20 protein-coding genes are annotated in these 22697 nt (G+C 72.7%); 11 read left to right on the top strand and 9 right to left on the bottom strand.

Annotated elements, in window-relative coordinates; all coding sequences use genetic code 11:
* The 6 genes from ABZ646_RS15255 to ABZ646_RS15230 all read right to left on the bottom strand — a co-directional run.
* On the bottom strand, positions 1 to 936 hold a 936-nt coding region (locus ABZ646_RS15255; protein WP_360518142.1), incomplete at its 3' end, for a serine/threonine-protein kinase.
* A 113-nt stretch (positions 937 to 1049) separates the two neighbouring features.
* Positions 1050 to 4163, bottom strand: coding sequence for an efflux RND transporter permease subunit (locus ABZ646_RS15250; protein ID WP_360518139.1), 3114 nt, complete (start codon positions 4161 to 4163; stop codon positions 1050 to 1052).
* A gap of 182 nt (positions 4164 to 4345) precedes the next feature.
* On the bottom strand, positions 4346 to 5029 hold the full coding sequence (locus ABZ646_RS15245; RefSeq protein WP_360518136.1) for a response regulator transcription factor: 684 nt from the start codon (positions 5027 to 5029) through the stop codon (positions 4346 to 4348).
* Positions 5026 to 6270, bottom strand: coding sequence for a histidine kinase (locus ABZ646_RS15240; RefSeq protein ID WP_360518133.1), 1245 nt, complete (start codon positions 6268 to 6270; stop codon positions 5026 to 5028). The genes ABZ646_RS15245 and ABZ646_RS15240 overlap by 4 nt, the downstream gene beginning before the upstream one ends.
* Before the next feature lie 112 nt (positions 6271 to 6382).
* Positions 6383 to 6661 carry a hypothetical protein gene (locus ABZ646_RS15235; protein WP_360518148.1) on the bottom strand — a complete coding sequence of 93 codons (279 nt, stop codon included), beginning with the start codon at positions 6659 to 6661 and terminating at the stop codon, positions 6383 to 6385.
* A gap of 28 nt (positions 6662 to 6689) precedes the next feature.
* On the bottom strand, positions 6690 to 7481 hold the full coding sequence (locus ABZ646_RS15230) for a PspA/IM30 family protein (protein ID WP_046727388.1): 792 nt from the start codon (positions 7479 to 7481) through the stop codon (positions 6690 to 6692).
* A 199-nt stretch (positions 7482 to 7680) separates the two neighbouring features.
* Here ABZ646_RS15230 and ABZ646_RS15225 point away from each other — a divergent pair, with 199 nt between their 5' ends.
* From ABZ646_RS15225 to ABZ646_RS15215, 3 genes are all read left to right on the top strand, one after another.
* Positions 7681 to 8352 (top strand): DUF3043 domain-containing protein, encoded by a 672-nt coding sequence (locus tag ABZ646_RS15225; RefSeq protein ID WP_360518129.1) that lies wholly within the window; start codon positions 7681 to 7683, stop codon positions 8350 to 8352.
* Between the two features lie 80 nt (positions 8353 to 8432).
* A complete protein-coding gene (locus tag ABZ646_RS15220; protein ID WP_360518145.1) occupies positions 8433 to 9137 on the top strand; it encodes a methyltransferase domain-containing protein in 705 nt (234 codons plus the stop codon).
* Between the two features lie 83 nt (positions 9138 to 9220).
* A complete protein-coding gene (locus tag ABZ646_RS15215; RefSeq protein WP_360518126.1) occupies positions 9221 to 10297 on the top strand; it encodes a trypsin-like peptidase domain-containing protein in 1077 nt (358 codons plus the stop codon).
* A gap of 59 nt (positions 10298 to 10356) precedes the next feature.
* On the opposite strand, the gene ABZ646_RS15210 is transcribed toward ABZ646_RS15215, so the two are convergent.
* On the bottom strand, positions 10357 to 10569 hold the full coding sequence (locus ABZ646_RS15210; protein WP_132886345.1) for a hypothetical protein: 213 nt from the start codon (positions 10567 to 10569) through the stop codon (positions 10357 to 10359).
* A gap of 141 nt (positions 10570 to 10710) precedes the next feature.
* Between ABZ646_RS15210 and ABZ646_RS15205 the strand changes: the two genes are divergently transcribed.
* On the top strand, positions 10711 to 11910 hold the full coding sequence (locus ABZ646_RS15205) for a bifunctional adenosylcobinamide kinase/adenosylcobinamide-phosphate guanylyltransferase (RefSeq protein WP_360518122.1): 1200 nt from the start codon (positions 10711 to 10713) through the stop codon (positions 11908 to 11910).
* A 19-nt stretch (positions 11911 to 11929) separates the two neighbouring features.
* On the opposite strand, the gene ABZ646_RS15200 is transcribed toward ABZ646_RS15205, so the two are convergent.
* Positions 11930 to 12910 (bottom strand): class I SAM-dependent methyltransferase, encoded by a 981-nt coding sequence (locus ABZ646_RS15200; RefSeq protein ID WP_360518119.1) that lies wholly within the window; start codon positions 12908 to 12910, stop codon positions 11930 to 11932.
* Between the two features lie 141 nt (positions 12911 to 13051).
* Between ABZ646_RS15200 and cobT the strand changes: the two genes are divergently transcribed.
* The 3 genes from cobT (at position 13052) to ABZ646_RS15185 (ending at position 16886) form a co-directional block, all read left to right on the top strand.
* Positions 13052 to 14140 carry a nicotinate-nucleotide--dimethylbenzimidazole phosphoribosyltransferase gene (gene cobT / locus ABZ646_RS15195; RefSeq protein ID WP_360518116.1) on the top strand — a complete coding sequence of 363 codons (1089 nt, stop codon included), beginning with the start codon at positions 13052 to 13054 and terminating at the stop codon, positions 14138 to 14140.
* A 204-nt stretch (positions 14141 to 14344) separates the two neighbouring features.
* The gene (locus ABZ646_RS15190; protein WP_360518113.1) at positions 14345 to 16153 is read left to right on the top strand and encodes a phosphatidylglycerol lysyltransferase domain-containing protein; all 1809 of its coding nucleotides are present in this window, start codon (positions 14345 to 14347) and stop codon (positions 16151 to 16153) included.
* Positions 16154 to 16163: 10 nt separating this feature from the next.
* Positions 16164 to 16886, top strand: coding sequence for a hypothetical protein (locus ABZ646_RS15185; protein ID WP_360518110.1), 723 nt, complete (start codon positions 16164 to 16166; stop codon positions 16884 to 16886).
* On the opposite strand, the gene ABZ646_RS15180 is transcribed toward ABZ646_RS15185, so the two are convergent.
* Positions 16823 to 17590: a hypothetical protein gene (locus ABZ646_RS15180; RefSeq protein WP_360518107.1), complete on the bottom strand. Its 768-nt coding sequence runs from the start codon at positions 17588 to 17590 to the stop codon at positions 16823 to 16825. The two genes, ABZ646_RS15185 and ABZ646_RS15180, sit on opposite strands and share 64 nt — an antisense overlap.
* A 93-nt stretch (positions 17591 to 17683) precedes the next feature.
* On the opposite strand from ABZ646_RS15180, the gene ABZ646_RS15175 reads away from it, so the two are divergent.
* The 4 genes from ABZ646_RS15175 to ABZ646_RS15160 all read left to right on the top strand — a co-directional run.
* Positions 17684 to 18469 (top strand): adenosylcobinamide-GDP ribazoletransferase, encoded by a 786-nt coding sequence (locus ABZ646_RS15175; RefSeq protein WP_360518104.1) that lies wholly within the window; start codon positions 17684 to 17686, stop codon positions 18467 to 18469.
* A 239-nt stretch (positions 18470 to 18708) separates the two neighbouring features.
* The gene (locus tag ABZ646_RS15170) at positions 18709 to 20235 is read left to right on the top strand and encodes a leucyl aminopeptidase (protein WP_360518101.1); all 1527 of its coding nucleotides are present in this window, start codon (positions 18709 to 18711) and stop codon (positions 20233 to 20235) included.
* Between the two features lie 314 nt (positions 20236 to 20549).
* Positions 20550 to 21938, top strand: a complete 1389-nt coding sequence (gene lpdA / locus ABZ646_RS15165) for a dihydrolipoyl dehydrogenase (protein WP_360518098.1) — start codon at positions 20550 to 20552, stop codon at positions 21936 to 21938.
* Between the two features lie 60 nt (positions 21939 to 21998).
* Positions 21999 to 22697 (top strand): biotin/lipoyl-containing protein (locus ABZ646_RS15160; RefSeq protein WP_360518095.1); only part of this gene is annotated, 699 nt, incomplete at its 3' end.

Raw genomic sequence — 22697 nt, 5'->3', positions numbered from 1 at the left:
GGTCGCCGGGTCGGCGTCGGCGCCCGGGCCGGTCGCGGCCCCGGACGGCCAGCCCTCGCCGCGCGGGCCCACGGTGCGCGGGCCGTCCGCCGGTGGGTCGGGCACCGCCGGGTCGTCCGCCGCCGGTTCGGGCAGGACGTCCGACAACTCCTGTGCCAGCTCGTCCAGTCGGGGCCGCCGGGCGGCCTCCTTGTGCAGACAGCGCTCCAGGACCGTGCGCAGCGGTCCGGCCACGCCGTCGAGCACGGGCTCGTGGTGGACCACCCGGTAGGCGGTCAGATAGGGGCTGTCGGCGTCGAAGGGGCCGTGCCCGGTGACGCAGTACACCAGCAGCGCGCCGAGCGAGAAGACGTCCGAGGCGGCACCGACGGTACGGGCGTCGGTGAGCTGCTCCGGGGACATGAACGGCGGGGTGCCGATCATCTGGCCGGTCTCGGTGACGGTCTGGTGGTTCTCGGCGGCGCGGGAGATGCCGAAGTCGATGACGCGGGGACCGTCCTCGGCGATCAGCACGTTGGCCGGTTTGAGGTCCCGGTGCACCACCCCGGCCCGGTGGATGTCCCGCAGTGCCTCCACCAACCCGAGGGCGAGGCGCCGCAGTTCGGCGTCGCGCAACGGGCCGTGGTCGCGCAGCCGGTCGGCCAGCGAGCGCCCGGCCACGTACTGGGTCGCCATCCAGGGCCGGGCGGCCTCGGGGTCGGCGTCCACGACGGGTGCGGTGAAGGCGCCGCTCACCCGGCGGGCGGCCTCGACCTCCTGCCGGAACCGGGAGCGGAAGACGGGGTCCTCGGCGTACTGGGCGTGCACCACCTTGACGGCGACCTCCCGTCCGGAGCGGGACCGCCCCCGGTATACGGCGCCCATGCCGCCGGCCCCGAGCCGGTCGACCAGCTTGTAACCGCCGACGGACCTCGGGTCGTCCTTGCGCAGCGGCACGATCGAACTCCTCCTCACCGCATGGCCGTTCGAGGCGTCAGCATACGGAACGGAAACCGCGACGGCGGCCGTACCCGGTGGTATTCCGGGTACGGCCGCCGGTCACGGGACCGTCATACGGCCGCGGGCTCCGGCTCCTCGGCCGCCGGGGCGGACCCCGCGGACGGCAGGCCCTTCTTCGCGGCCCGCTTCCCGGCCCGGCGCTCCTTGCGCAGTTCGAGCATCGCGTACAGCGTCGGCACCAGCAGCAGCGTCAGCAGGGTGGAGGTGATCAGACCGCCGATCACGACCACCGCCAGCGGCTGGGCGATGAAACCGCCCTCGCCGGTGACCCCGAGCGCCATCGGGAGCAGGGCGAAGATGGTCGCCAGGGCGGTCATCAGGATCGGGCGCAGCCGGTGCCGGCCGCCCTCGACGACGGCCTCGACCACGCCGTACCCCCGCTCGCGGTACTGGTTGACGAGGTCGATCAGCACGATCGCGTTGGTCACCACGATGCCGATCAGCATCAGCATGCCGATCATCGCGGGCACGCCCATCGGAGTGCCGGTGACGATCAGCAGGCCGAGCGCGCCGGTCGCCGCGAACGGGATGGACACCAGCAGGATCAGCGGCTGGACCAGCGAACGGAAGGTCGCGACCAGCAGCATGAAGACGATCGCGATCGCCGCCAGCATCGCCAGGCCCAGGTTCCTGAACGCGCTGTCCTGGTCGGAGGTGACGCCGCCGATGGAGGCCGTGGCACCCGCCGGGAGCTTCAGCGCCTTGATCTTCGACTGGAGCTCGGTGCTGACCGCGCCCGTGTTGTCACCGGTCGGCTTGGCGGTGACGGTCGCGGCGCGCTGGCCGTCGATGCGGGTCAGCGACACCGGTCCGGCCACCAGCTTCACGGTGGCGATGTCGCCGAGCTTCACCGGGCCCAACGGAAGGGCGCGCAGCTGGGCGAGGGTCTCGGCCGGCTTCGCGGACCTGACGACGACGTCCCGCTCGGTGTTGTCGAGGGTCGCCTTGGCGGCCGTGGTGCCCCTGACCGCCTGGGCGACGGCGGCGCCCAGCGTCTGGTCGTCGAAACCGGCCGCGGCCGCCTTGGAGTTGGCCTTGACCGAGATCCTCGGCACGCTGGTCGACAGGTCGCTGGTGACGTCGGTGACGTCGTCCAGCCGGGCGACCGCGCCGCGGACCTGCTCGGCGGCCTTGCGCAGCACGTCCCCGTCGGCCGCCTTCACGACGACGCTCAGGTTCTGACTGCCGAAGCCGCCACCGGCCGAGACCGTGGTCGTTCCGATGCCCGGGAGCTTGTGCAGCCCGTCCTCGATGGCCTTCTGGACCCTGTCGTACGACTTCGCGTCGTCCAGCATCACCGAGTACGACGCCTGGTTGGTGTCGGTGCCGCCGCCGAAGGCCGCCATGAAGCCGGACGAACCCACGGTGACCTGGTAGTCCTTGACGCCGTCGATGGAGGCGAGCAGCTTCTCGACCTTCTTCGCCTGCACGTCGGTCGCGGCGAGGCCGGTGCCGGGCCTCAGCTCCTGCTTGACGGTGAGGACCTCCTGGTCGCCTTGGTCGAAGAAGTTGGTCTTCAGCAGCCCGGACATGCCGAACGTGAGGACCAGGACGACCACCGCGATCAGCACGCTGGTGAGGCGGCGCCGGGTCGCGAAGCGCAGGACCGGGACGTACGCCCGCTGCAGGCGGCTGTTCGCCTCCTTCTCCTCGGCCTCGCGACGGGCTTCTTCGGCGTCCTCGGGGGTGCCCTTGGGGGCGCGCAGGAACCAGTACGACAGGACGGGCACGACCGTCAGCGACACCACGAGGGACGCCAGCAGCGCCGCCGTCACCGTGATGCTGAACGAGCCGAACAGGGCGCCCACCATGCCGCCGACCAGGCCGATCGGCAGGAAGACGGCGACCGTGGTGAGGGTGGAGGAGGTGACCGCGCCGGCCACCTCGCGGACCGCGCCGAGGATGGCGGCCTGCCGCTCCTCGCCGTAGCCGAGGTGCCGCTTGATGTTCTCCAGGACCACGATCGAGTCGTCGACGACCCGCCCGATGGCGATGGTGAGCGCGCCGAGGGTGAGCATGTTCAGGGACAGGCCCCGGGTCCACAGCACGATCAGCGCGAGGACGACGGAGAGCGGGATGGACACCGCCGTCACGAGGGTCGAGCGGACCGAGGCCAGGAAGACCAGGATGACCAGGACCGCGAAGAGCAGGCCGAGGGCGCCCTCGGTGGTCAGGCCCTTGATGGACTTGGAGACCGCCGGACCCTGGTCGCTGACGACGGTGACGGTGGCACCGGAGCCGAGGTCCTGGCGCAGCTTCGGCAGCTTGTCCTTGACGGCGTTCGAGATGGAGACCGCGCTGCCGTCGTGGTCCATGGTGACGTTCACGGCGAGGCTGGGGCGGCCGTCGGTGCGGGTGATGGAGTCTGCCGGGGCCTCCTGCTGCTTCACCGCGGCCACGTCGCCGAGCCGCACGGGCTTCCCGACGCCCTGCCCGGTGACCATCAGGTCCTTGATCTGCTGCAGCGAGGTGAGACCGCCGCCGACCTGGACGGTGCGGTTGGCGCCGTCCTCGGTGAAGGAACCGGCCGCGACGGTCGCGCCGGCCGCCTGGAGCGACTGCGCGAGGGCGGTGGGGGTGAGTCCGGCCCGCGCCAGCTTCGCGTCGTCGGGGGTGACGGTGACCTGGACGTCCCGGACGCCGGTGACCTGGACGCGGCCCACGCCGTCGATGTCCTTCAGGTCCGGCACGACCGTCCTGTCGAGCTGGTCGGCGAGGGCCTGCTGGTCCTTGCCGGAGGTGACGGCGAGGACCACGGTCGGCATGTCGTCGGTGGAGCCGGAGATGACCTGCGGGTCGACGGAGTCCGGGAGCCGGGCGCGGTTGACGGCCAGCTGGACGTCGGCCACCAGCTGCTTGGTGTCGCTGCCGTAGTCGAAGGACGCCATGATCACGGCGTTGCCCTCGCTCGCGGTGGAGGTGACTCCGGTGACGCCGTCGACGCCTTCGAGGTTGTTCTCGACCGGCTCGACGATCTGCTTCTCGACGACGTCCGGGGCCGCGCCCTGGTAGGGGGCGATCACCGACACCATCGGCAGGGAGATGGTGGGCAGCAGCTGCTGCTTGATCTGGGGGACGGCGATCGCCCCGAAGGCGAGCGCGATCAGTGACATGAGGCCTATCAGGGCCCGCTGCGCGAGGCTGAATCTGGACAGCCAGGACATGGGTCGTGGTCTCTTTCCGGTGAGCTGCTGTGAGCGGCAGACAAGCTGCTGTGAGCGACACAGGGGGCACCTGTGAGCGCCCGCCCCACCACCCTCGCCCATGCGCGGAACCGGTCATGTAGGCCCTGGGTGCCGTTCCCTCGTCCGGCGCCTACTCCGCCCGCAGTACACCCGGGTGGAGATCACTCCATCCTCGGACGGACCAGCCCCGACTCGTACGCGATCACCACGAGCTGCGCCCGGTCCCGGGCGCCCAGCTTGGCCATGGCCCGGTTGACGTGCGTCTTCACGGTCAGCGGGCTGACCTCCAGGCGCTCGGCGATCTCGTCGTTGGAGTGGCCGCCGGCGACCTGGACGAGGACCTCGCGCTCCCGCCCGGTGAGTGCGTCGAGGCGCTGCGCGCGGGCGGGGTCGCGGCCGTCGTCGCCCGCGTCGCCCTGGGCGAGGAAGCGGGCGATCAGGCCCTTGGTGGCCGTCGGGGAGAGCAGCGCCTCGCCGCCGGCGGCGACCCGGATGGCGCTGAGCAGTTCCTCGGGTTCGCTGCCCTTGCCGAGGAAGCCGGAGGCGCCCGCGCGCAGCGCCTGCACGACGTAGTCGTCCACCTCGAAGGTCGTCAGGATGACCACCCGGACCTGGGCGAGGGCGGGGTCGGCACTGATCAGCCGGGTGGCGGCGAGGCCGTCGGTACCCGGCATCCGGATGTCCATCAGGACGACGTCGGCCTGCCGTTCCCCGGTCAGCCGCACCGCCTCGGCGCCGTCGGAGGCCTCGCCGACCACCTCCATGTCGGGCTCGGAGTCGACGAGGACGCGGAACGCGCTGCGCAGCAGTGCCTGGTCGTCGGCGAGCAGGACACGGATCGTCATACGGAATCCCCCAGTGCGCCCGTACGGCGGTTCGCACGGTCGTGTGTGTCGGCCTTGACCGGCAGGATCGCATGGACGCGGAAGCCGCCGCCGTAACGGGGACCGGTGGTGAGGGTGCCGCCCACGGCGGCGACCCGTTCGCGCATGCCGAGCAGGCCGTGGCCGCCGCCTGCCTCGGCGGCGGCCTTCTCGCCGGAGCCGTTGTCGAGGACGGTGACCTCGATCTCCGGACCGACGCGGACCACGCTGACCTCGGCCCTGGCTTCCGGGCCCGCGTGTTTCTGCACGTTGGTCAGGGCCTCCTGGACGATCCGGTAGGCGGCCAGGTCGACGGCGGCGGGCAGGGTGGTGCCCTGGTCGGCGCGGGCGACCTCGACCCGCAGACCGGCGTTGCGGAAGGTGTCGGCGAGCTCTTCGAGGACGTGCAGGCCGGGGGCGGGTTCGGTGGGGGCCTCGGGGTCGCCCGACTGGCGGAGCAGGCCGACGGTGGCGCGCAGTTCGTTGAGCGCGGAGCGGCTGGCCTCGCGGACGTGGGCGAGGGCCTCCTTGGCCTGGTCGGGACGCTTGTCCATGACGTGCGCGGCCACCCCCGCCTGCACGTTGACCAGGGCGATGTGGTGGGCGACGACGTCGTGCAGGTCGCGGGCGATCCGCAGGCGCTCCTCGGCGACCCGGCGGCGGGCCTCCTCCTCGCGGGTCCGCTCGGCGCGTTCGGCGCGCTCCCGGATGGCCTGGACGACGGCGCGTCTGCTGCGCACGGCGTCGCCCGCGGTGGCACCGATGCCGGTCCAGGCGAAGATCGCGAGGTTCTCCTGGGCGTACCACGGGAGGGGGCCGGCGGCCATCGCGGCGGTGGTCAGCACGATCATGGTGAGCAGGCCGGCCCGCAGCGTGGTGCGGCGGTCGGTGCTCGCGGCGACCGTGAAGAGGGCGACCACGGCCGCCATCGCGACGGGGGCGCGGGGGTCGCCGGTGACGCACTCGACGACGGAGGCGGCGCCGGTGAAGGCGAGCACCGACTTCGGGGCGTACCGGCGCAGCACCAGCGCGGCGGCGGCGAGTGTCATCAGGACGAGGCTGAGCGGATCGGGGGTACGGATGCCCCACCGCACACCGTGTGCCCCGTGCGGGACGACGAGGGAGCCCGCGACCATGCACACGAGGACGCCCGCGGCGATGGCCGCGTCCAGCGCGAGGGGATGGGCGTCCGCACTGCAACGGGCCCGGTCGAAGGTGCTCACGGTCTGAACGGTACGTCGGCTTCCCACGGGCCGGAACCGCCGGTTCGACCCGCGCGCACTCCGCCCGGACTCCCGCCCACCCGAGAAGGGTCGGGCCGGGGCCGGACCGGCGTCAGCCGGGGATCAGGCCGTCGTCCCGGAGCAGGGCGCGGACCTCGGCCAGGGTCGCGTCCGGGGACGGGAGGATGAGGTCGGAGGGTTCCAGGGCGTCCGCCGGGAGCGGTTGGCCCAGTTCCCGGACCTTGTCGAGGAGGGCGCCCAGGGTGCGGCGGAAGGCTGCCTCGTCGCCGGACTCCGTCTCCGCCAGGAGTTCGTCGTCCAGCCTGTTCAGCTCGGCGAGGTGGCTGTCGGCCAGCCTCACCTGACCCTCCCCCATGATCCTCACGACCATGTCGGCCATGTCGCCCTCCAGGCGTCGGCTACTGCTTGTCGAAGCGCGGGGTGTCCTGCGGCTGCTGCGACTGCTGCCCCTGACCGGTGCCGCCCTCGATCGCCTGCTGGGGCGAACCTCCGGCGAGCTCGGCCTTCATGCGCTGCAGTTCCAGCTCCACATCCGTACCACCGGAGAGCCGGTCCAGCTCGGCCGCGATGTCGTCCTTGGCCATGCCGGTCGGGTCGTCGAGGGCCCCGGAGGCGAGCAGTTCGTCGATGGCGCCGGCACGGGCCTGGAGCTGCTGCGTCTTGTCCTCGGCACGCTGGATGGCCAGGCCGACGTCGCCCATCTCCTCGGAGATCCCGGAGAAGGCCTCGCCGATGCGGGTCTGGGCCTGGGCGGCGGTGTAGGTGGCCTTGATGGTCTCCTTCTTCGTACGGAAGGCGTCCACCTTGGCCTGGAGGCGCTGCGCCGCGAGGGTGAGCTTCTCCTCCTCGCCCTGGAGCGTGGCGTGCTGGGTCTCCAGGTCGGTCACCTGCTGCTGGAGGGCGGCGCGCCGGGACAGCGCCTCGCGGGCGAGGTCCTCACGGCCGAGCGCGAGCGCCTTGCGGCCCTGGTCCTCCAGCTTGGAGGACTGCTGCTGGAGTTGGTTCAGCTGGAGTTCGAGGCGCTTGCGGGAGGTGGCGACGTCGGCCACGCCGCGGCGCACCTTCTGGAGCAGTTCGAGCTGCTTCTGGTACGAGTAGTCCAGGGTCTCGCGCGGGTCCTCGGCCCTGTCCAGGGCCTTGTTCGCCTTCGCGCGGAAGATCATCCCCATACGCTTCATGACACCGCTCATGGGCTTCGCGCGCCCCCTTCTGACGGACTCCGGCTCACCGATCCTGCAACAGAACCCACAGTACGGGCCCTGCATCCATTACCGCACTGTTCGGGGACCGATGCGCTCATCCCCAAGGACGACTGCGGTGGGGTCCGCTCCGGCAGAGGTAGTAGGTGTCCCCCGGAGTGAACCGTCTGCAACGTCCCCTCTGTCCCCAATGGAGACGACTGGCGTTGCCGGATCGTTCCCCACGGAACTAGGGCCCACACCCCGACACCCCGTACCCTTGGGTTTTGTGTTCCGTAGCCGTGCCAAGGACGAGAAGGCCCCCGCCGACAAGGCGCTGACCGACTCCAAGCAGACCCGTGACCCGCAGGCCCCCAAGGGCAGGCCCACGCCCAAGCGCAGTGAGGCCCAGACCCAGCGCCGCAGCGTGGCCAGCACGCCGACGACGCGCAAGGACGCCGCCAAGCGTCAGCGCGACGAGCGGCGCACCGCCATGGAGCGGCAGCGCCAGGCGCTGGCCACCGGTGACGAGCGGTACCTGCCGGCCCGTGACAAGGGCCCGGTCCGCAGGTTCGCCCGTGACTGGGTCGACTCGCGCTTCAACGTGGCGGAGTTCTTCCTGCCGCTGGCCGTGGTCATCCTGGTCATGAGCGTGGTCAACAACACGGCGATCAAGAACATCGCGCTGCTGCTGTGGCTCGTGGTGATCGTGCTGATCGTGCTCGACGCGGCCGTCAGCGGCTTGCGGCTGCGCAAGCGGCTGGCCGAGCGCTTCCCCGACCAGAACAAGAAGGGCGCCGTCGCCTACGGTCTGATGCGCTCCCTCCAGATGCGCCGGCTCCGGCTGCCCAAGCCGCAGGTCAAGCGCGGAGAGCGGCCCTGAGCGCAGAGCCGTTCTCCGGGGCCGTGGCGAAGGCCTGGCTGGGCAGCCTGGGCGCGCTGCGTGACGTCGTACGACAGGAGCTGGTCGCCCGGCAGCTCGACGAGCAGATAGCCGGGCGGTTCCCGGTCGGGCAGCGGCTGCGGGTGCTCGACGTGGGGATGGGGCAGGGCACGCAGGCACTGCGTCTGGCCCGGGCCGGTCACCAGGTGACCGGGGTGGAGCGGGAACCGACGATGATCGCGGCCGCGCGGGAGGCCCTGGCCGGTGAGCCGGAGGGGATCCGCGACCGGGTGCGGATCGTCCAGGGGGACGGGCGGGACACGGGTGTCCACTTCCTGCCGGGCAGCTTCGACGTGGTGCTCTGCCACGGTGTGCTGATGTACGTCGAGGAACCGGACCCGCTGCTGGCCGGTGTCGCGAGGATGCTGGCCCCCGGTGGGCTGCTGTCGCTGCTGGTGCGCAATGCCGACGCGCTCGCCATGCGCCCCGGAATGAGCGGCGACTGGGCGGGCGCGCTGGGCGCCTTCGACTGCGTCTCGTACCGCAACCGGCTGGGTCTGGACGTACGGGCCGACCGGCTGAGCACGCTCACGGCCGCGCTCGCCGGGATCGGCGCGCCGCTGCACTCCTGGTACGGGGTACGGGTGTTCACGGACACGGCCCCCGACGGCGCCGGACTCCCCGCCGACGTGGAGACCCTGCTCGCGGCGGAGGAACGGGCCGGGCGGACGGACCCGTACCGGTCGGTGGCGGCGCTGCTGCACCTGTGCGGAGTGCGCGGCTGACGTGCCCGTTCGGGCGAGCACGGCTTGCCCGAACGGGCGAGCAGCGCGAGCCGGGCGGTCGGCGCCGCGGCGAGACTCGGGGCATGGATGCTTCCCCCGCCCGCCGGATCCTCCGTGCGGCTGCCCTGCTGGGCTGCTGCTGTCTCGTTCCCGTCTCCGGGTGCTCCGTCCTCGGGAGCGGCGGAACCGAGGAGACCTCGGCCGACCGGGCCGCCCACGCGGCGGCCGTGCCGCTGACGGCGACCGACCTGCAGAACCAGTACCAGAAGGTCATCAGGAACGTCCTGCCGTCGGTCGTGCAGATCCAGGCCACCAGCGACCTGGGCTCGGGCGTGGTCTACGACGGCAGCGGGCACATCGTCACCAACGCGCACGTCGTCGGGAACGAGAAGAAGTTCAAGGTGACGACCGCCAACAACGAGGAACCGCTCACCGCGACCCTCGTCTACTCCTACCCCGAGCAGGACCTGGCGGTCATCAGGCTCGACAAGGTCCCGCAGGGGTTGCGGGCGGCCTCCTTCGGGGACACCGAGAAGGTCCAGGTCGGGCAGATCACCCTGGCCATGGGCTCACCGCTCGGGCTGTCGTCCAGCGTGACCGAGGGCATCGTGTCGGCGACCGGACGGACCGTCAGCGAGAGCCCCTCCGGCGGCCCGGGCGCCACCATCCCCAACATGGTGCAGACCTCGGCCGCCATCAACCCCGGCAACAGCGGCGGCGCCCTGGTCAACCTCGACGGCCAGGTCATCGGCATCCCGACGCTCGCCGCGAGCGATCCCGACCTGGGCGGGAGCACGGCGCCGGGAATCGGGTTCGCCATCCCGGGTTCGATGGTGAAGACGGTCGCCGACCAGATCATCAAGCAGGGCAAGGTCACCGACTCGGGGCGGGCCGCGCTCGGCATCACCGGGCGCACGGTCGTCGACGTGAACTACCAGCCCTCGGGGGTGGCCGTGGTGACCGTGAAGCCGGGTGACGCTGCCGCCAAGGCAGGCATCCGGCCCGGGGACATCATCACCAAGGTGGGGGGCGACGACATCACCACCATCACCTCACTGGCCGAATCGCTCGCGTCGGACCGGCCGGGGCAGCGGACGACGGTGACGTTCAGCCGGGACGGCGTCGGGCGGACGGTGGAGGTGACGCTGGGCGAGCAGTGAGGGGGCGACGGTGGGGCGGCCGGCCGCGGCCGCCCCGACCGGCGTGCACGGACGTGCCGTCAGGCCTCGTCCGCGTGCAGGCTCATCGGCCCGTAGATCTCGGTGGCGTCCTCGTAGAGCCGCACCTGGTCGGCGCCGCCGGCCAGCAGGTCCTTCCACTGTTCGCCGAGCCAGGACTCGGCGTCGCCCTGGGTGGTGAACTCCTCGGGTTCCACCGCGGGCTGGACCTCCGTCCCGTCGGCCTTCTCGAACCGCCATGTCCATGCCGTCATGCAGGCCTCCTTTGATCCAACTGAGGCATCGTATAAGGGCGCCGGGAAAAACTCCGCTGGTTGTGGGGCATGTGCGGTCCCGGTGGGCCGTCGGGGGCGTCGGCTGAGGCGGGAACCATCGGGACGGGTGAAAATCAGGGCGTGGAAGTGACTTTGCTCGGTACCGGTGGGCCTGGGGGGCTGCCTCGGCCCGGTTGTCCCTGCGCGGCCTGCGCGTGCGCCGTCGGGGCGGCGGCGCGGGCCGCCACCGCCGTACTCGTGGACGGGACGCTGCTGCTCGATCTGACGCCCGGTGCGGCGTTCGCGGCGGCACGGGCCGGGCGGTCCCTCGGGGGCGTGCGCCAGGTGCTGCTCTCGCATCCGCACGACGGGCCCGCCGTGGAGGTGCCGGCCGGGCTGCCGCAGCCGGGCCGGGTGCCGGACGGGCGGGAGCTGGCGCTGCTGACGGGGCATCGGGTGCGGGCGGTGGCGATGGACGCGGGCGGCACCGGGTACGCGGTGACCGGACCCGACGGGCAGCGGCTGCTGTACCTCCCGCCGGGCGGTGCGCCGGCCGGTCTGGAGAACGGCGGCGCGGACGCGTACGACCTGGTGCTCCTCGATGTGGTGGGGCGGCCGGACGCGCTGGCGAAACTGCGGGCGGTCGGTTCGGTGGGGCCGGCCACGGATGTGATCGCCGTCCACCTCGACCACGACGTGCCGCCCGGTGCGGAGTCGCGGCGCCGGCTGGCGGCGGCCGGGGCCCGGGCGGTGCCGGACGGCACGACGCTGACGGTCGGCGGGTACGAGGAGGTGCCCGACGTGCCCCGGCGGACGCTGGTGCTGGGCGGGGCGCGGTCCGGGAAGTCCGTGGAGGCCGAGCGGCGGCTGGAGTCCTTCCCCGACGTGCTCTATGTCGCCACGGGCGGCACGCGCGGCGGGGACAGCGAGTGGGTGGCACGGGTGGCCGCGCACCGGGAGCGGCGGCCCGGGTCGTGGCGTACGACGGAGACGTGCGACCTGGTGCCGTTGCTGGCGCAGGACGGGCCGGCGCTGCTGGTCGACTGTCTGTCGCTGTGGCTGACGGACGCGATGGACTCCGTCGGCGCGTGGGACGACACGGAGTGGGCGTCGGGCGGGGAGAAGGCGCTGCGGGAGCGCGTGCGTGAACTGACGGAGGCGGTACGGGGCACCCGGCGGACGGTGGTGGCGGTGTCGAACGAGGTGGGGTCGGGCATCGTGCCCGCGACCGCGTCGGGCAGGCGGTACCGCGACGAACTGGGCCGCCTGAACGCGGCGTTCGCGGCCGAGTGCGAGCAGGTGGTGCTGGTGGTGGCCGGGCAGGCGCTCGTGTTGAGGTGACGGTGCACGGGGCGGCCCGCTATCTGCCCCGCCCCTTTCTGGCGATGATCCGGTAGCCGTTGGAGAACGGCGTCCGGCGCAGCAGCGGCGCCGCGGCGCGGTCGGCTGCCAGCGCCACCGCCACCAGCGGGGCCGTCGCCGGCAGCCACCGCTTCGGGAGGACCCGGCCCAGGGCCAGCGTGAGTGCCGCCGAGAGGTCGCACGGCAGGTGCGGCGCGCTCCGGTCGGTCTTCAGGATCTCGCACCCCTGCGCCTCCAGTTCCGCCCGCAGGTTGGCCGGCGGCAGCAGGTGCAGGTGGCGGGGCTGGCCGTACGGGACCCACCACTTGCCGAGGAGCCTGGCGGACGCGCTGCGCGGGTTCGGGATGTCGATCAGCAGGTGCCCGCCGGGGCGCAGGACCGTCAGGGCGGCCCGGAGTTCGGCCCGCGGGTCGGGGGCGTGCTCCAGGTGCCGGAACATGCTGACGACGTCGTAGCGGCCGCGGAGGCGGGCCAGGAGCTGGGGCGAGGTCAGGTGGCCGCAGTGGCCCTCCTCGACCCGCCCCTCGGCCCGGGCGGTCAGCACCCGCACGGACGGGTCCAGGCCGTCGAAGGACGTGTACGGCAGCAGTTCGCGCGCCGTGTCCGGGAAGTGGGCGTGGCCGGTGCCGATGTCCAGCCAGCTCTCCGGCTCGTGCAGCGCCGGCATCGCGCGGATCGCGGCGCGGTGCCGGCGGCGGCCGGCGCGGGTCGCAAGGAAGCGGTCGGTGTAGTCCTCCAGGCGGCCCTCGTAGTAGTCCTGGTGGTAGAGGGCGAAGCCGGCCGCGGACAGCCGGGGGTTCTGGAAGGCGTGGGCGCAGTCCCGGCACTCGTCGACGGTGAACGTGCCGGGCCGGTGGTGGAGGAGGTCGGGCGCGCGCAGCCGGGTGCGCAGGCGTCTGGAGCCGCACCAGGGGCAGTCCTCGCGGCGCGGCTCGTGGAACCGGTCGGGGCCCGGGGCGAGTTCGGGCGTGGGCGGCATGGGCGGCTCCCTGTGCTCCCTGAACGCAATCCACTGCAAACCGGAACGTATGGGATACCGATCTTGCCTGCAAAGCCGCCGTGCGGGTGTGGCGCCGATCTGACACCGAACCGTTGGTTGCGTGCCGGTACTGTTCGGCGAATGAGCTCGCTTAATCTCGACGACTTCACCGATCTGATCGAGCGCCCCGACGGCGGTGTACGCCGGGACGCCGAGGCGCGCCGGGAGCGGCTGATCGTGCCGCCCGGGTCGCTGGGCCGCCTTGACGACCTGGGCGAGTGGCTGGCCGCCGCCCAGGGTTCGGTACCGGTACGGCCGGTGGAACAGCCCCGGGTGCTGCTCTTCGCCGGTGACCACGGCGTCGCCGAACTCGGCGTCTCCGCACGGCCGGCGGGCAGCGCGGAGCTGTTGGTACGGGCGATCCTGGAGGGGGCCAGCCCGGTGGCGGTGCTGGCCCGGCGGCTCGGGGTGCCCGTGCGGATCATCGACATGGCACTGGACTGCGATCCGGACGCGCTGCCGGAGGAGGTCGTGCGGCGCCGGGTACGACGGGGCAGCGGCCGTATCGACATCGAGGACGCGCTGACCGCGGAGGAGGCCGAGACGGCCTTCCGGGCGGGCGTCGCACTGGCCGACGAGGAGGCCGACTCGGGCACCGATCTGGTGGTGCTCGGGGACGTCAGCGTCGGCGGCACCACGGCGGCGGCCGTCCTGGTCGCGGCGCTGTGCGGGACGGACGCGTCCGTGGTGACCGGGCGGGGCGGGCTGGCCATCGACGACCTGGCGTGGATGCGCAAGTGCGCGGCGATCCGGGACGCGCTGCGGCGGGCCCGGCCGGTGCTCGGGGACCAACTGCAGTTGCTGGCGACCGTCGGCGGGGCGGACCTCGCGGCGATGACCGGGTTCCTGTTGCAGGCGGCGGTGCGGAAGCTGCCCGTGGTGCTGGACGGGGTCGTGGTGGCCGCGTGCGCGCTGGTCGCGCAGCGGATCGCGTTCCGGGCGCCGGACTGGTGGCTGGCCGGGCACGACAGCGGGGAGCCGGGCCAGGCGAAGGCGCTGGACCGCATGGCCCTGGAACCGCTGCTGGCCCAGGGCGTGACGGTGGGCGAGGGAGCGGGGGCCCTGCTGGCACTGCCCCTGGTCCAGTCGGCCGCCGCCCTGGCCGCGGAACTCCCGGAGAAGCCGGGCCCCGAGAAGACGCCGGAGACCGAGGAGAAGCCGGACGAGTAGAGCCCGCCACCCCCACCCGGGACAGCACCGCCGGCCGGCGCCGCTCCGGCCGACCGCCGTTGCGACGGAGGGGGGCGTGGTGGAGTGCTGGGGGTGGGCGGGGGTGTGGGGGTGGGGTCGGGGTGTCACCTGTACCGGGGATGGCGGGGGTCGCGTGTGCGTGTGGCATGGTTCATCCAGGTGGCGCCCATATGATCCTGGTCCATGGGAGATGCCCGATTTGCCGTTGAGCAGCGTGACGGACGTGGAAGAGGGCGAGGGGCCGGGGTTTCCCAGCGGGCCGCCGCCTTTGCCGTCTGGTACTTGCGTGCCGTCGCCTTCGTCAACTTCCTCAGCGCGGTGTGGGTGTCGCTGGGACAGGACGTACGGCGGCACAACCAGGAGAACTTCTTCACCCCGTACCTCCTGACCGCCGGCTTCGCCTCCGGCGTGTTCACCGCGTTCCTCGCGATCACCATGCGCCGCCGCAAGCGGGCCGCGTGGATCCTCAACCTGGTGCTGAGCGGACTCTTCCTCGCACTCTTCGCGTTCGCCATGGCGTTCCCGGAGATCCGCAGGTACGCCCAGAACTGGATCTCGATCGCACTGACCGCCGCCTTCGTGGGGGCGCTGCTGGTCGGCCGCCGGGAGTTCTACGCGAAGGGCGACCGCGCCAACCCGCGGCTCGCCGCCACCGTCGCGGTCGGCGGCGGTGTCGTCGCCTCGCTGCTCGCCGCGCTCCTCGTGACCGTCACCGACCAGGCGCCGCATGCCTCCCGTTCGACGTTCCCGGAGCGCTGGCACTACGGCACCCTGCGCCTGGTGTCGGTCGCCGCCGACCCCTCCCGGTTCCCGTACATCGCACCGCCCAACTGGGTGAACGTCGTCATCAACGTGCTCAGCACGCTTCTCGTCCTCGCCGTCTTCTACGCCGCCTTCCGTTCCCGCCGGGCCGTCGACCCGATCACCGACGACGACGAGAAGCAGCTGCGCGTCCTGCTGGAGCAGCACGGCGAGCGGGACTCCCTCGGGTACTTCGCGCTGCGGCGCGAGAAGAGCGTGGTGTGGTCGCCGACCGGGAAGGCGGCGGTGGCGTACCGGGTGGTGGGCGGGGTCAGCCTCGCCTCGGGGGACCCGATCGGGGATCCGGAGGCCTGGCCGGGGGCGATCGCGCCGTGGCTGGCCCAGGCGCGGGCGCACGGGTGGATCCCGGCGGTGATGGGGGCGAGCGAGGAGGCCGGGACCGTGTACGCGCGGCACGGTCTCGACGCGCTGGAACTCGGGGACGAGGCGATCGTCGAGGTCGCCGAGTTCACGCTGGAGGGACGGGCCATGCGGACCGTCCGGCAGGCCCACAACCGGGTCGGGAGAGCCGGGTACTCGGTGCGCATCAGGCGGCACGAGGACATTCCGGCGGACGAGATGTCGTACCTGGTCCGGCGTGCCGACGACTGGCGGGACGGGGCCACCGAGCGCGGGTTCAGCATGGCGCTGGGGCGGCTCGGGGACTCCCGGGACGGGCAGTGCGTGATGCTGGAGTGCAGGGACGGCGGTGCCGGGGACGGCTCGGGTGAGCTGCGGGCACTGCTGTCGTTCGTGCCGTGGGGGCCCGCCGGGCTGTCCCTCGATCTGATGCGGCGGGACCGGGACTCCGACAACGGTCTGGTGGAGTTCATGGTCATCGAACTGCTCCGGCGTGCCGAAGAGATCGGGATCACGCAGGTCTCGCTCAACTTCGCGATGTTCCGGTCGGTCTTCGAACGTGGTGCGCGTCTGGGCGCGGGACCGGTGCTGCGGCTGTGGAGGTCTCTGCTGAGCTTCTTCTCCCGGTGGTGGCAGATCGAGTCCCTGTACCGGGCGAACGCCAAGTACCGGCCCATCTGGGAGCCCCGGTTCCTGCTCTTCGAGAAGAGCGCGGACCTCCCGCGCATCGGCCTCGCGTCGGCGCGTGCGGAGGGGTTCCTGGAGGCCCCGGGACTGCCCAGGTGGGTGCACCGCAGGCAGCTGGCCGCACAGAGGAACACGCACGGATGAGGACCGCCGCATGACACCGCTCGTCCGCTGGGCCCAGGCCGAGTGGGGGTTGTTGTACGCCACCGTGCGCGGACCGCTGGCGAAGCGGCGGCTGGGGGCGGCGCCGATGACGGTCGCGGCGGTGTGCCTGACCGCGCTGCTGCAGTTCACGCAGAACCAGCCGTGGGGATACGGACCCGTGCAGCACGCCGGGGCCGTACGGGCCGCGGACCCCTGCTGGCTGGCCCTGCTGCGCACCCCCCTCTCCCTGTTCGTGCCGGCGCTCGACCTGCCGGTGTGGGGCGCGCTGGCGCAGGTCCTGGTCGTGTTCGGCATCGCCGAGGTGTGCCTGGGCTGGTGGCGGACCCTGACCATCGCGTACGCGGCGACCCTCGCCGGGACGCTGTACGCCCGCCTCGGCAGCGCGTTGGGCCCGCACAGCCCGCTGGGCCTGCCGGCGTCGGACGCGCGGGTGGTGGACACCGGGCCTTCGGCCGCCGTCGTCGGGCTCGCGGTCTTCGTGGCCTGGCGGTACGGCGCCCACGTCACCGCGGGCGCCGTGGCCGCGGCGATGGTGGTCGAGGTGGCGCTGAAGGAGAACCTGGCCGGCAAGGAGCATCTGGCGGCCCTCGCGGGTGTGGCGGTCCTGTGGGCGGTGGTGCGGGCGGGGCGGCTGCGGTACCGGCGCGGTCACTGGGGTCCGGGCAGTCGTACCGGTTCGGGGCGGTCGGGTTTGCCGCCGATCCAGTCCTGAAGGGTGCGGCTGAGCCGGGACCAGCGGCGGTCGTGGTGGTAGGCGCGCAGGCCGGCCCTGGCGCGGGCGCGCGGCCGGTTGCCGTAGCAGCGGCGGGCCCAGGGGGAACCGGGACGGGCCAGGCGGACCGCGCCGACGACGGCGACCAGCGGGACGATCACACCGAAGATGGCGACCCGGGTCTTGCCCTTGCTCAGCGCGACGAGCGAGAAGGCGAAGTTCGCCACGACGTTCGCGATGACGGCCCCCCGGTCCTGGAGCTCGCCGGCCGAGATGTCGTTGACGCCGAACGGGGAGAACCCGGCGAGCAGCAGCCCGACCAGCGCGGCGGTGATGACCACGACCTCGACGCTCTTGCGGCCCTCCTCGGTCCAGTAGACGTCGTCGAGGTGGAGGATCAGGGCGAACTCGTCGAGGACGAGCCCGGCGCCGGTGCCGAAGACGATCGCGGCGGCGGCCGAGCCGAAGCCGTGCCGGCCGCCGGCGACCGCGCCGAAGCCGCCGATGACGGTGAGGACCACCCCGGGGACCACGTGGTGGATGTGCAGGCCGCCCGCTTTCACGTTGCCGAAGGGCCCCTTTCCGGCACGGATGAGCCGGGTGATGACCCGGGTGACGACGAAGGTCAGGACGAAGGCGGTCAGGGCCAGCAGCAGCGGGAGTTTGCCGGGCTCGACGATGTTCCGTTCCAGCCAATGTCCCATGTGCGCACTTTATCCCCGCCGGGCGACCCATCGGGTCCGGCTGGACGCACGGCCGGGGTACAGCCGTTCCTGACCTCCGGGTAACCTGCGCCGGTGGTCAAGACGCCCTGGCCGGACGGCCTTCGGTTCGCCTTCGGCACGCTCACCGTGTTTCCCGTGCGGGTCAGCCGCTGGGACCGGGAGGCGGCCCGCGGCGGCATGCTGCTCGCTCCGCTGGCCGGCCTCGCCGTGGGGGTCTGCGCGGGCGCGGTCGGCGCGTTGCTGGTGGCGGCGGGGGCGAGTGCGCTGCTGGCCGCGGTGGCCGCGGTCGCGGTGCCGGCCGTGCTGACCCGGGGACTGCATCTGGACGGCCTCGCCGACACCGCGGACGGGCTGGGCAGCGGCAAGCCCGCCGAGGAAGCGCTGCGGATCATGAAGCAGTCGGACATCGGGCCGTTCGGGGTGATCACCCTCGTCCTCGTGCTGCTCGGCCAGGTGGCCGCGCTGGCGCAGGCGTTCGGCGACGGATGGGCGCGGGGAGCGGTCACCGCGGTGGTGGCGGCGACGGTGGCCCGGCTGGCGCTGATCCTCGGCGCGGTGGCGGGGGTGCCGGCGGCCCGGCCGGAGGGGCTGGGGGCGGCGGTCGCGGGGGTGGTGCCGAAGGTGGGGGCGTCGGTGGTCACCGTCGTGGTGATGGTGGCGGCCGCGGGGGCCGGGGCGCTGATCGGGGCGGGCGAGAGCCTGCGGGCGTTGCTCGCGGTGGTGGCGGCGGAGGCGGCCACCGACGGGGCGCTGCGGCACTGCCGGCGGCGGTTCGGGGGGATCACGGGGGACGTGTTCGGGGCGCTCGCCGAAGTCGCCGCCACCGTCGCGCTGGTGGTGCTCTCGCTGGGGGGCTGACGGGTCGGGTGCCGGCCGGACCCGGACCGGAAAGTGACCCGGACGCCACCCGCAGGTGAACACCCGCAGGAATGAGCGAACGCATACACACGCGTAGTCTCGTCCCGGGTGTTCGCCGACAGGGTGAAGGCCCCGGTCGCAACGCACCCCGGGTCGGCTCCCGGGGCCGCCTCCGGGGCCCGGTCGACCCACACCACTCGGCCACTGCAACTCAACATCGGAAGCGAGATTTCACCACCGTGACTGCTCTCACTCTCAGCACCTCAGCGGCGCCCGGCCTCCGGGCCGACGCGATCGTGATCGGTGTCGCCAAGGGCGCCAAGGGACCGGTCGTAGCACCGGGCGCGGAGGCCGTGGACAAGGCCTACGACGGCAAGCTCGCCGCCGTCCTGGAGACCCTCGGTGCCTCGGGTGCCGAGGGCGAACTGACGAAGCTGCCCGCCCCGGCGGGCTTCAAGGCCCCGCTGGTCGTCGCGGTGGGGCTGGGTGCCGCGCCCGGCACGGACGGGGACTACGACGCCGAGGCGCTGCGCCGCGCGGCCGGTGTCGCCGGCCGTGCACTGACCGGGGCGAAGAAGGCGGCCTTCGCGCTGCCGGTCCAGGACGCCGCCGCCGTCGGCGCGCTCGGGGAGGGCGTGCTGCTCGGCGCGTACTCCTTCGACACGTACAAGGACAACGGCAAGGGCGCGAAGGCGCGTAACGGCAAGGCGCCGCTCGCCGAGGCCGTGCTGCTGGGCGGCAAGCCCCGCGACGCGGCCCACAAGGCGGCCGCGGCGCGCGCCGTCGCCGTCTCCGAGGAGCTCAACCGCGCCCGCGACCTGATCAACACCCCGCCGAACGACCTCACGCCGGCCATCTTCGCGGGCATCGCGCAGGACGCGGCCAAGGAGCACGGGCTCAAGATCCAGGTGCTCGACGACAAGGCGCTCACCAAGGGCGGCTACGGCGGCATCCTCGGCGTCGGCGGCGGCTCGGCGGCGACCCCGCGGCTGGTGAAGCTGTCGTACAGCCACCCGGACGCGGAGAAGAGCCTCGCCTTCGTCGGCAAGGGCATCACCTACGACTCGGGCGGCATCTCGCTGAAGCCGGCCGGCCACAACGAGACGATGAAGTGCGACATGAGCGGGGCCGCGGCGGTCCTCGCCGCCGTCGTCGCGGCGGCGCGGCTCGGGCTCCGGGTCAACGTGACCGGATGGCTGGCGCTGGCCGAGAACATGCCGTCGGGGTCCGCGGTGCGCCCCGGTGACGTGCTGCGCATGTACAGCGGCAAGACCGTCGAGGTGCTCAACACGGACGCCGAGGGCCGGCTGGTGCTGGCCGACGCGCTGTGGGCGGCCTCGGCGGAGAAGCCGGACGCGATCGTGGACGTGGCGACGCTGACCGGCGCGATGATGCTGGCGCTGGGCAGCCGGACCTTCGGGATCATGGGCAACGACGACGCGTTCCGCACCGCGGTGCACGAGGCGGCGGAGGAGGTCGGCGAGCCGGCCTGGCCGATGCCGCTGCCCGAGCACCTGCGCAAGGGGATGGACTCTGCCACCGCCGACATCGCGAACATGGGTGAGCGGATGGGCGGCGGGCTGGTCGCCGGGCTGTTCCTGCGGGAGTTCGTGGGCGAGGGCATCACCTGGGCGCACCTGGACATCGCCGGGCCCGCGTTCAACGAGGGGGGTCCCTTCGGGTACACGCCGAAGGGTGGGACGGGGTCCGCGGTGCGGACGCTGGTGCGGCTGGCGGAGCTGACCGCCGTCGGCGACCTGGGCTGACGGCGGTTCATGTGGGCGGGGCCTCGCGCGCGGGTAGGGCGGGGCCCCGTCGCCGAACAGCTCGGGAGGTTCGGTCGTACGGCGGCCGCGCAGTTCCTCGCGCCCCTGACGGGGCGCTGTCCCCCACGGCGTCATCAAGTGAGCGTGTGGTGTCTCACACTCCAGCCCGGCGTCTCGTTCACCTCCGACAAGTGCGAAGATGGGGCTCGGCAGGACAGGGCCCCACCCACAGGGCCGAAGAAGAGCGGCCGGACACCAGCCGCCGCGCGGTCACCGCTGACCGGCGTACGGCGCACATGCATGGAGGACGTGACGTGGCGAACGACGCCAGCACCGTTTTCGACCTAGTGATCCTCGGCGGTGGCAGTGGCGGTTACGCCGCGGCCCTGCGCGGGGCGCAGCTGGGCCTGGACGTCGCCCTGATCGAGAAGGACAAGGTCGGCGGTACCTGCCTGCACCGGGGTTGCATCCCCACCAAGGCCCTGCTGCACGCGGGCGAGATCGCCGACCAGGCCCGCGAGAGCGAGCAGTTCGGTGTCAAGGCCACCTTCGAGGGCATCGACGTCGCGGGTGTCCACAAGTACAAGGACGGGGTCATCTCCGGCCTGTACAAGGGTCTGCAGGGTCTGATCGCGTCCCGCAAGGTGACGTACATCGAGGGCGAGGGCCGGCTGTCCTCCCCCACCTCCGTCGACGTGAACGGCCGGCGCGTCCAGGGCCGCCACGTGCTCCTCGCGACCGGCTCCGTGCCGAAGTCGCTGCCGGGCCTGGAGATCGACGGCAACCGCATCATCTCCTCCGACCACGCCCTCGTCCTGGACCGCGTGCCGAAGTCCGCGATCATCCTGGGCGGCGGTGTCATCGGCGTCGAGTTCGCCTCCGCCTGGAAGTCCTTCGGCGCGGACATCACGATCGTCGAGGGCCTCAAGCACCTGGCCCCCCTCGAGGACGAGAACTCCTCCAAGCTTCTTGAGCGCGCCTTCCGCAAGCGCGGCATCAAGTTCAACCTGGGCACCTTCTTCTCGAAGGCCGAGTACACCGCCGACGGCGTCAAGGTCACCCTCGCCGACGGCAAGGAGTTCGAGGCCGAGGTCCTGCTCGTCGCCGTCGGCCGCGGCCCGGTCTCCGCCGGTCTCGGCTACGAGGAGCAGGGTGTCGCCATGGACCGCGGTTACGTCCTGGTCGACGAGTACATGCGGACCAACGTCCCGACCATCTCCGCCGTCGGTGACCTGGTCCCGACCCTTCAGCTCGCGCACGTCGGCTTCGCCGAGGGCATCCTGGTGGCGGAGCGGCTGGCCGGTCTGAAGACCGTCCCGATCGACTACGACGGCGTGCCGCGGGTGACGTACTGCCACCCCGAGGTCGCCTCCGTGGGCATCACCGAGGCCAAGGCCAAGGAGATCTACGGCGCGGACAAGGTCGTCGCCCTGAAGTACAACCTGGCGGGCAACGGAAAGAGCAAGATCCTCAACACCTCGGGCGAGATCAAGCTCGTCCAGGTGAAGGACGGTGCCGTGGTCGGCGTCCACATGGTCGGCGACCGCATGGGCGAGCAGGTCGGCGAGGCCCAGCTGATCTACAACTGGGAGGCACTGCCCGCCGAGGTCGCCCAGCTCATCCACGCTCACCCGACGCAGAACGAGGCGCTCGGCGAGGCCCACCTGGCCCTGGCCGGCAAGCCGCTGCACTCGCACGACTGACCCTCGGTCGACGCAAGCGACGACTCAGACTTCCGCAATTCGTAAGGAGCAACCGAAACCATGGCGGTTTCCGTAACCCTTCCGGCGCTCGGCGAGAGCGTCACCGAGGGCACTGTCACCCGCTGGCTGAAGGCCGAGGGCGAGCGCGTCGAGGCCGACGAGCCGCTGCTCGAGGTGTCGACCGACAAGGTCGACACCGAGATCCCGGCCCCCGCCGCGGGCATCCTGGCCTCCATCAAGGTCGCCGAGGACGAGACCGTCGAGGTGGGCGCCGAGCTGGCGATCATCGACGACGGCACCGGCGCCCCGGCCCCGGCCGCCGCTCCGGCCGCCGAGCCCGCCGCCGCCCCGGCGCCGGCCCCGGCCGAGCCCGCCCAGGCCGCCGCCCCCTCCACCGAGCAGGCCGCCCCGGCTCCGGCCCCGACCGCCGAGGCCGCCACCGGCGCCTCCGGCGCGCAGGGCACCGACGTGGTCCTGCCGGCGCTCGGCGAGTCCGTCACCGAGGGCACCGTCACCCGCTGGCTGAAGGAGGTCGGCGAGGAGGTCGCGGAGGACGAGCCGCTGCTCGAGGTCTCCACCGACAAGGTCGACACGGAGATCCCGGCGCCGGTCGCCGGTGTCCTGCTGGAGATCGTGGTCGGCGAGGACGAGACCGCCGAGGTCGGCGCCAAGCTCGCCGTCATCGGTGCCCCGGGCGCCGCTCCCGCCGCCCCGGCCCCGGCCGCTCCGGCGCCCGCCGCCGCTGCCCCGGCCGCTCCC

The sequence above is a fragment of the Streptomyces sp. NPDC007162 genome (assembly GCF_040634175.1).
Classification (GTDB): domain Bacteria; phylum Actinomycetota; class Actinomycetes; order Streptomycetales; family Streptomycetaceae; genus Streptomyces.
The sequence above is the reverse complement of the archived record's forward strand: the minus strand, read 5'-3'. Positions and strand labels throughout refer to the sequence as shown.

Bases quoted from the DNA above. Each gene is read 5' to 3' on its own strand.
- ABZ646_RS15185 (WP_360518110.1), top strand. From the start codon at position 16,164: ATGACACCGCTCGTCCGCTGGGCCCAGGCCGAGTGGGGGTTGTTGTAC.
- ABZ646_RS15210 (WP_132886345.1), bottom strand. From the start codon at position 10,569: ATGACGGCATGGACATGGCGGTTCGAGAAGGCCGACGGGACGGAGGTC.
- ABZ646_RS15225 (WP_360518129.1), top strand. From the start codon at position 7,681: ATGGAGACGACTGGCGTTGCCGGATCGTTCCCCACGGAACTAGGGCCC.
- ABZ646_RS15230 (WP_046727388.1), bottom strand. From the start codon at position 7,481: ATGAGCGGTGTCATGAAGCGTATGGGGATGATCTTCCGCGCGAAGGCG.
- ABZ646_RS15215 (WP_360518126.1), top strand. From the start codon at position 9,221: ATGGATGCTTCCCCCGCCCGCCGGATCCTCCGTGCGGCTGCCCTGCTG.
- ABZ646_RS15200 (WP_360518119.1), bottom strand. From the start codon at position 12,910: ATGCCGCCCACGCCCGAACTCGCCCCGGGCCCCGACCGGTTCCACGAG.
- cobT (WP_360518116.1), top strand. From the start codon at position 13,052: ATGAGCTCGCTTAATCTCGACGACTTCACCGATCTGATCGAGCGCCCC.
- ABZ646_RS15245 (WP_360518136.1), bottom strand. From the start codon at position 5,029: ATGACGATCCGTGTCCTGCTCGCCGACGACCAGGCACTGCTGCGCAGC.
- ABZ646_RS15180 (WP_360518107.1), bottom strand. From the start codon at position 17,590: ATGGGACATTGGCTGGAACGGAACATCGTCGAGCCCGGCAAACTCCCG.
- ABZ646_RS15190 (WP_360518113.1), top strand. From the start codon at position 14,345: ATGGGAGATGCCCGATTTGCCGTTGAGCAGCGTGACGGACGTGGAAGA.
- ABZ646_RS15235 (WP_360518148.1), bottom strand. From the start codon at position 6,661: ATGGTCGTGAGGATCATGGGGGAGGGTCAGGTGAGGCTGGCCGACAGC.
- ABZ646_RS15250 (WP_360518139.1), bottom strand. From the start codon at position 4,163: ATGTCCTGGCTGTCCAGATTCAGCCTCGCGCAGCGGGCCCTGATAGGC.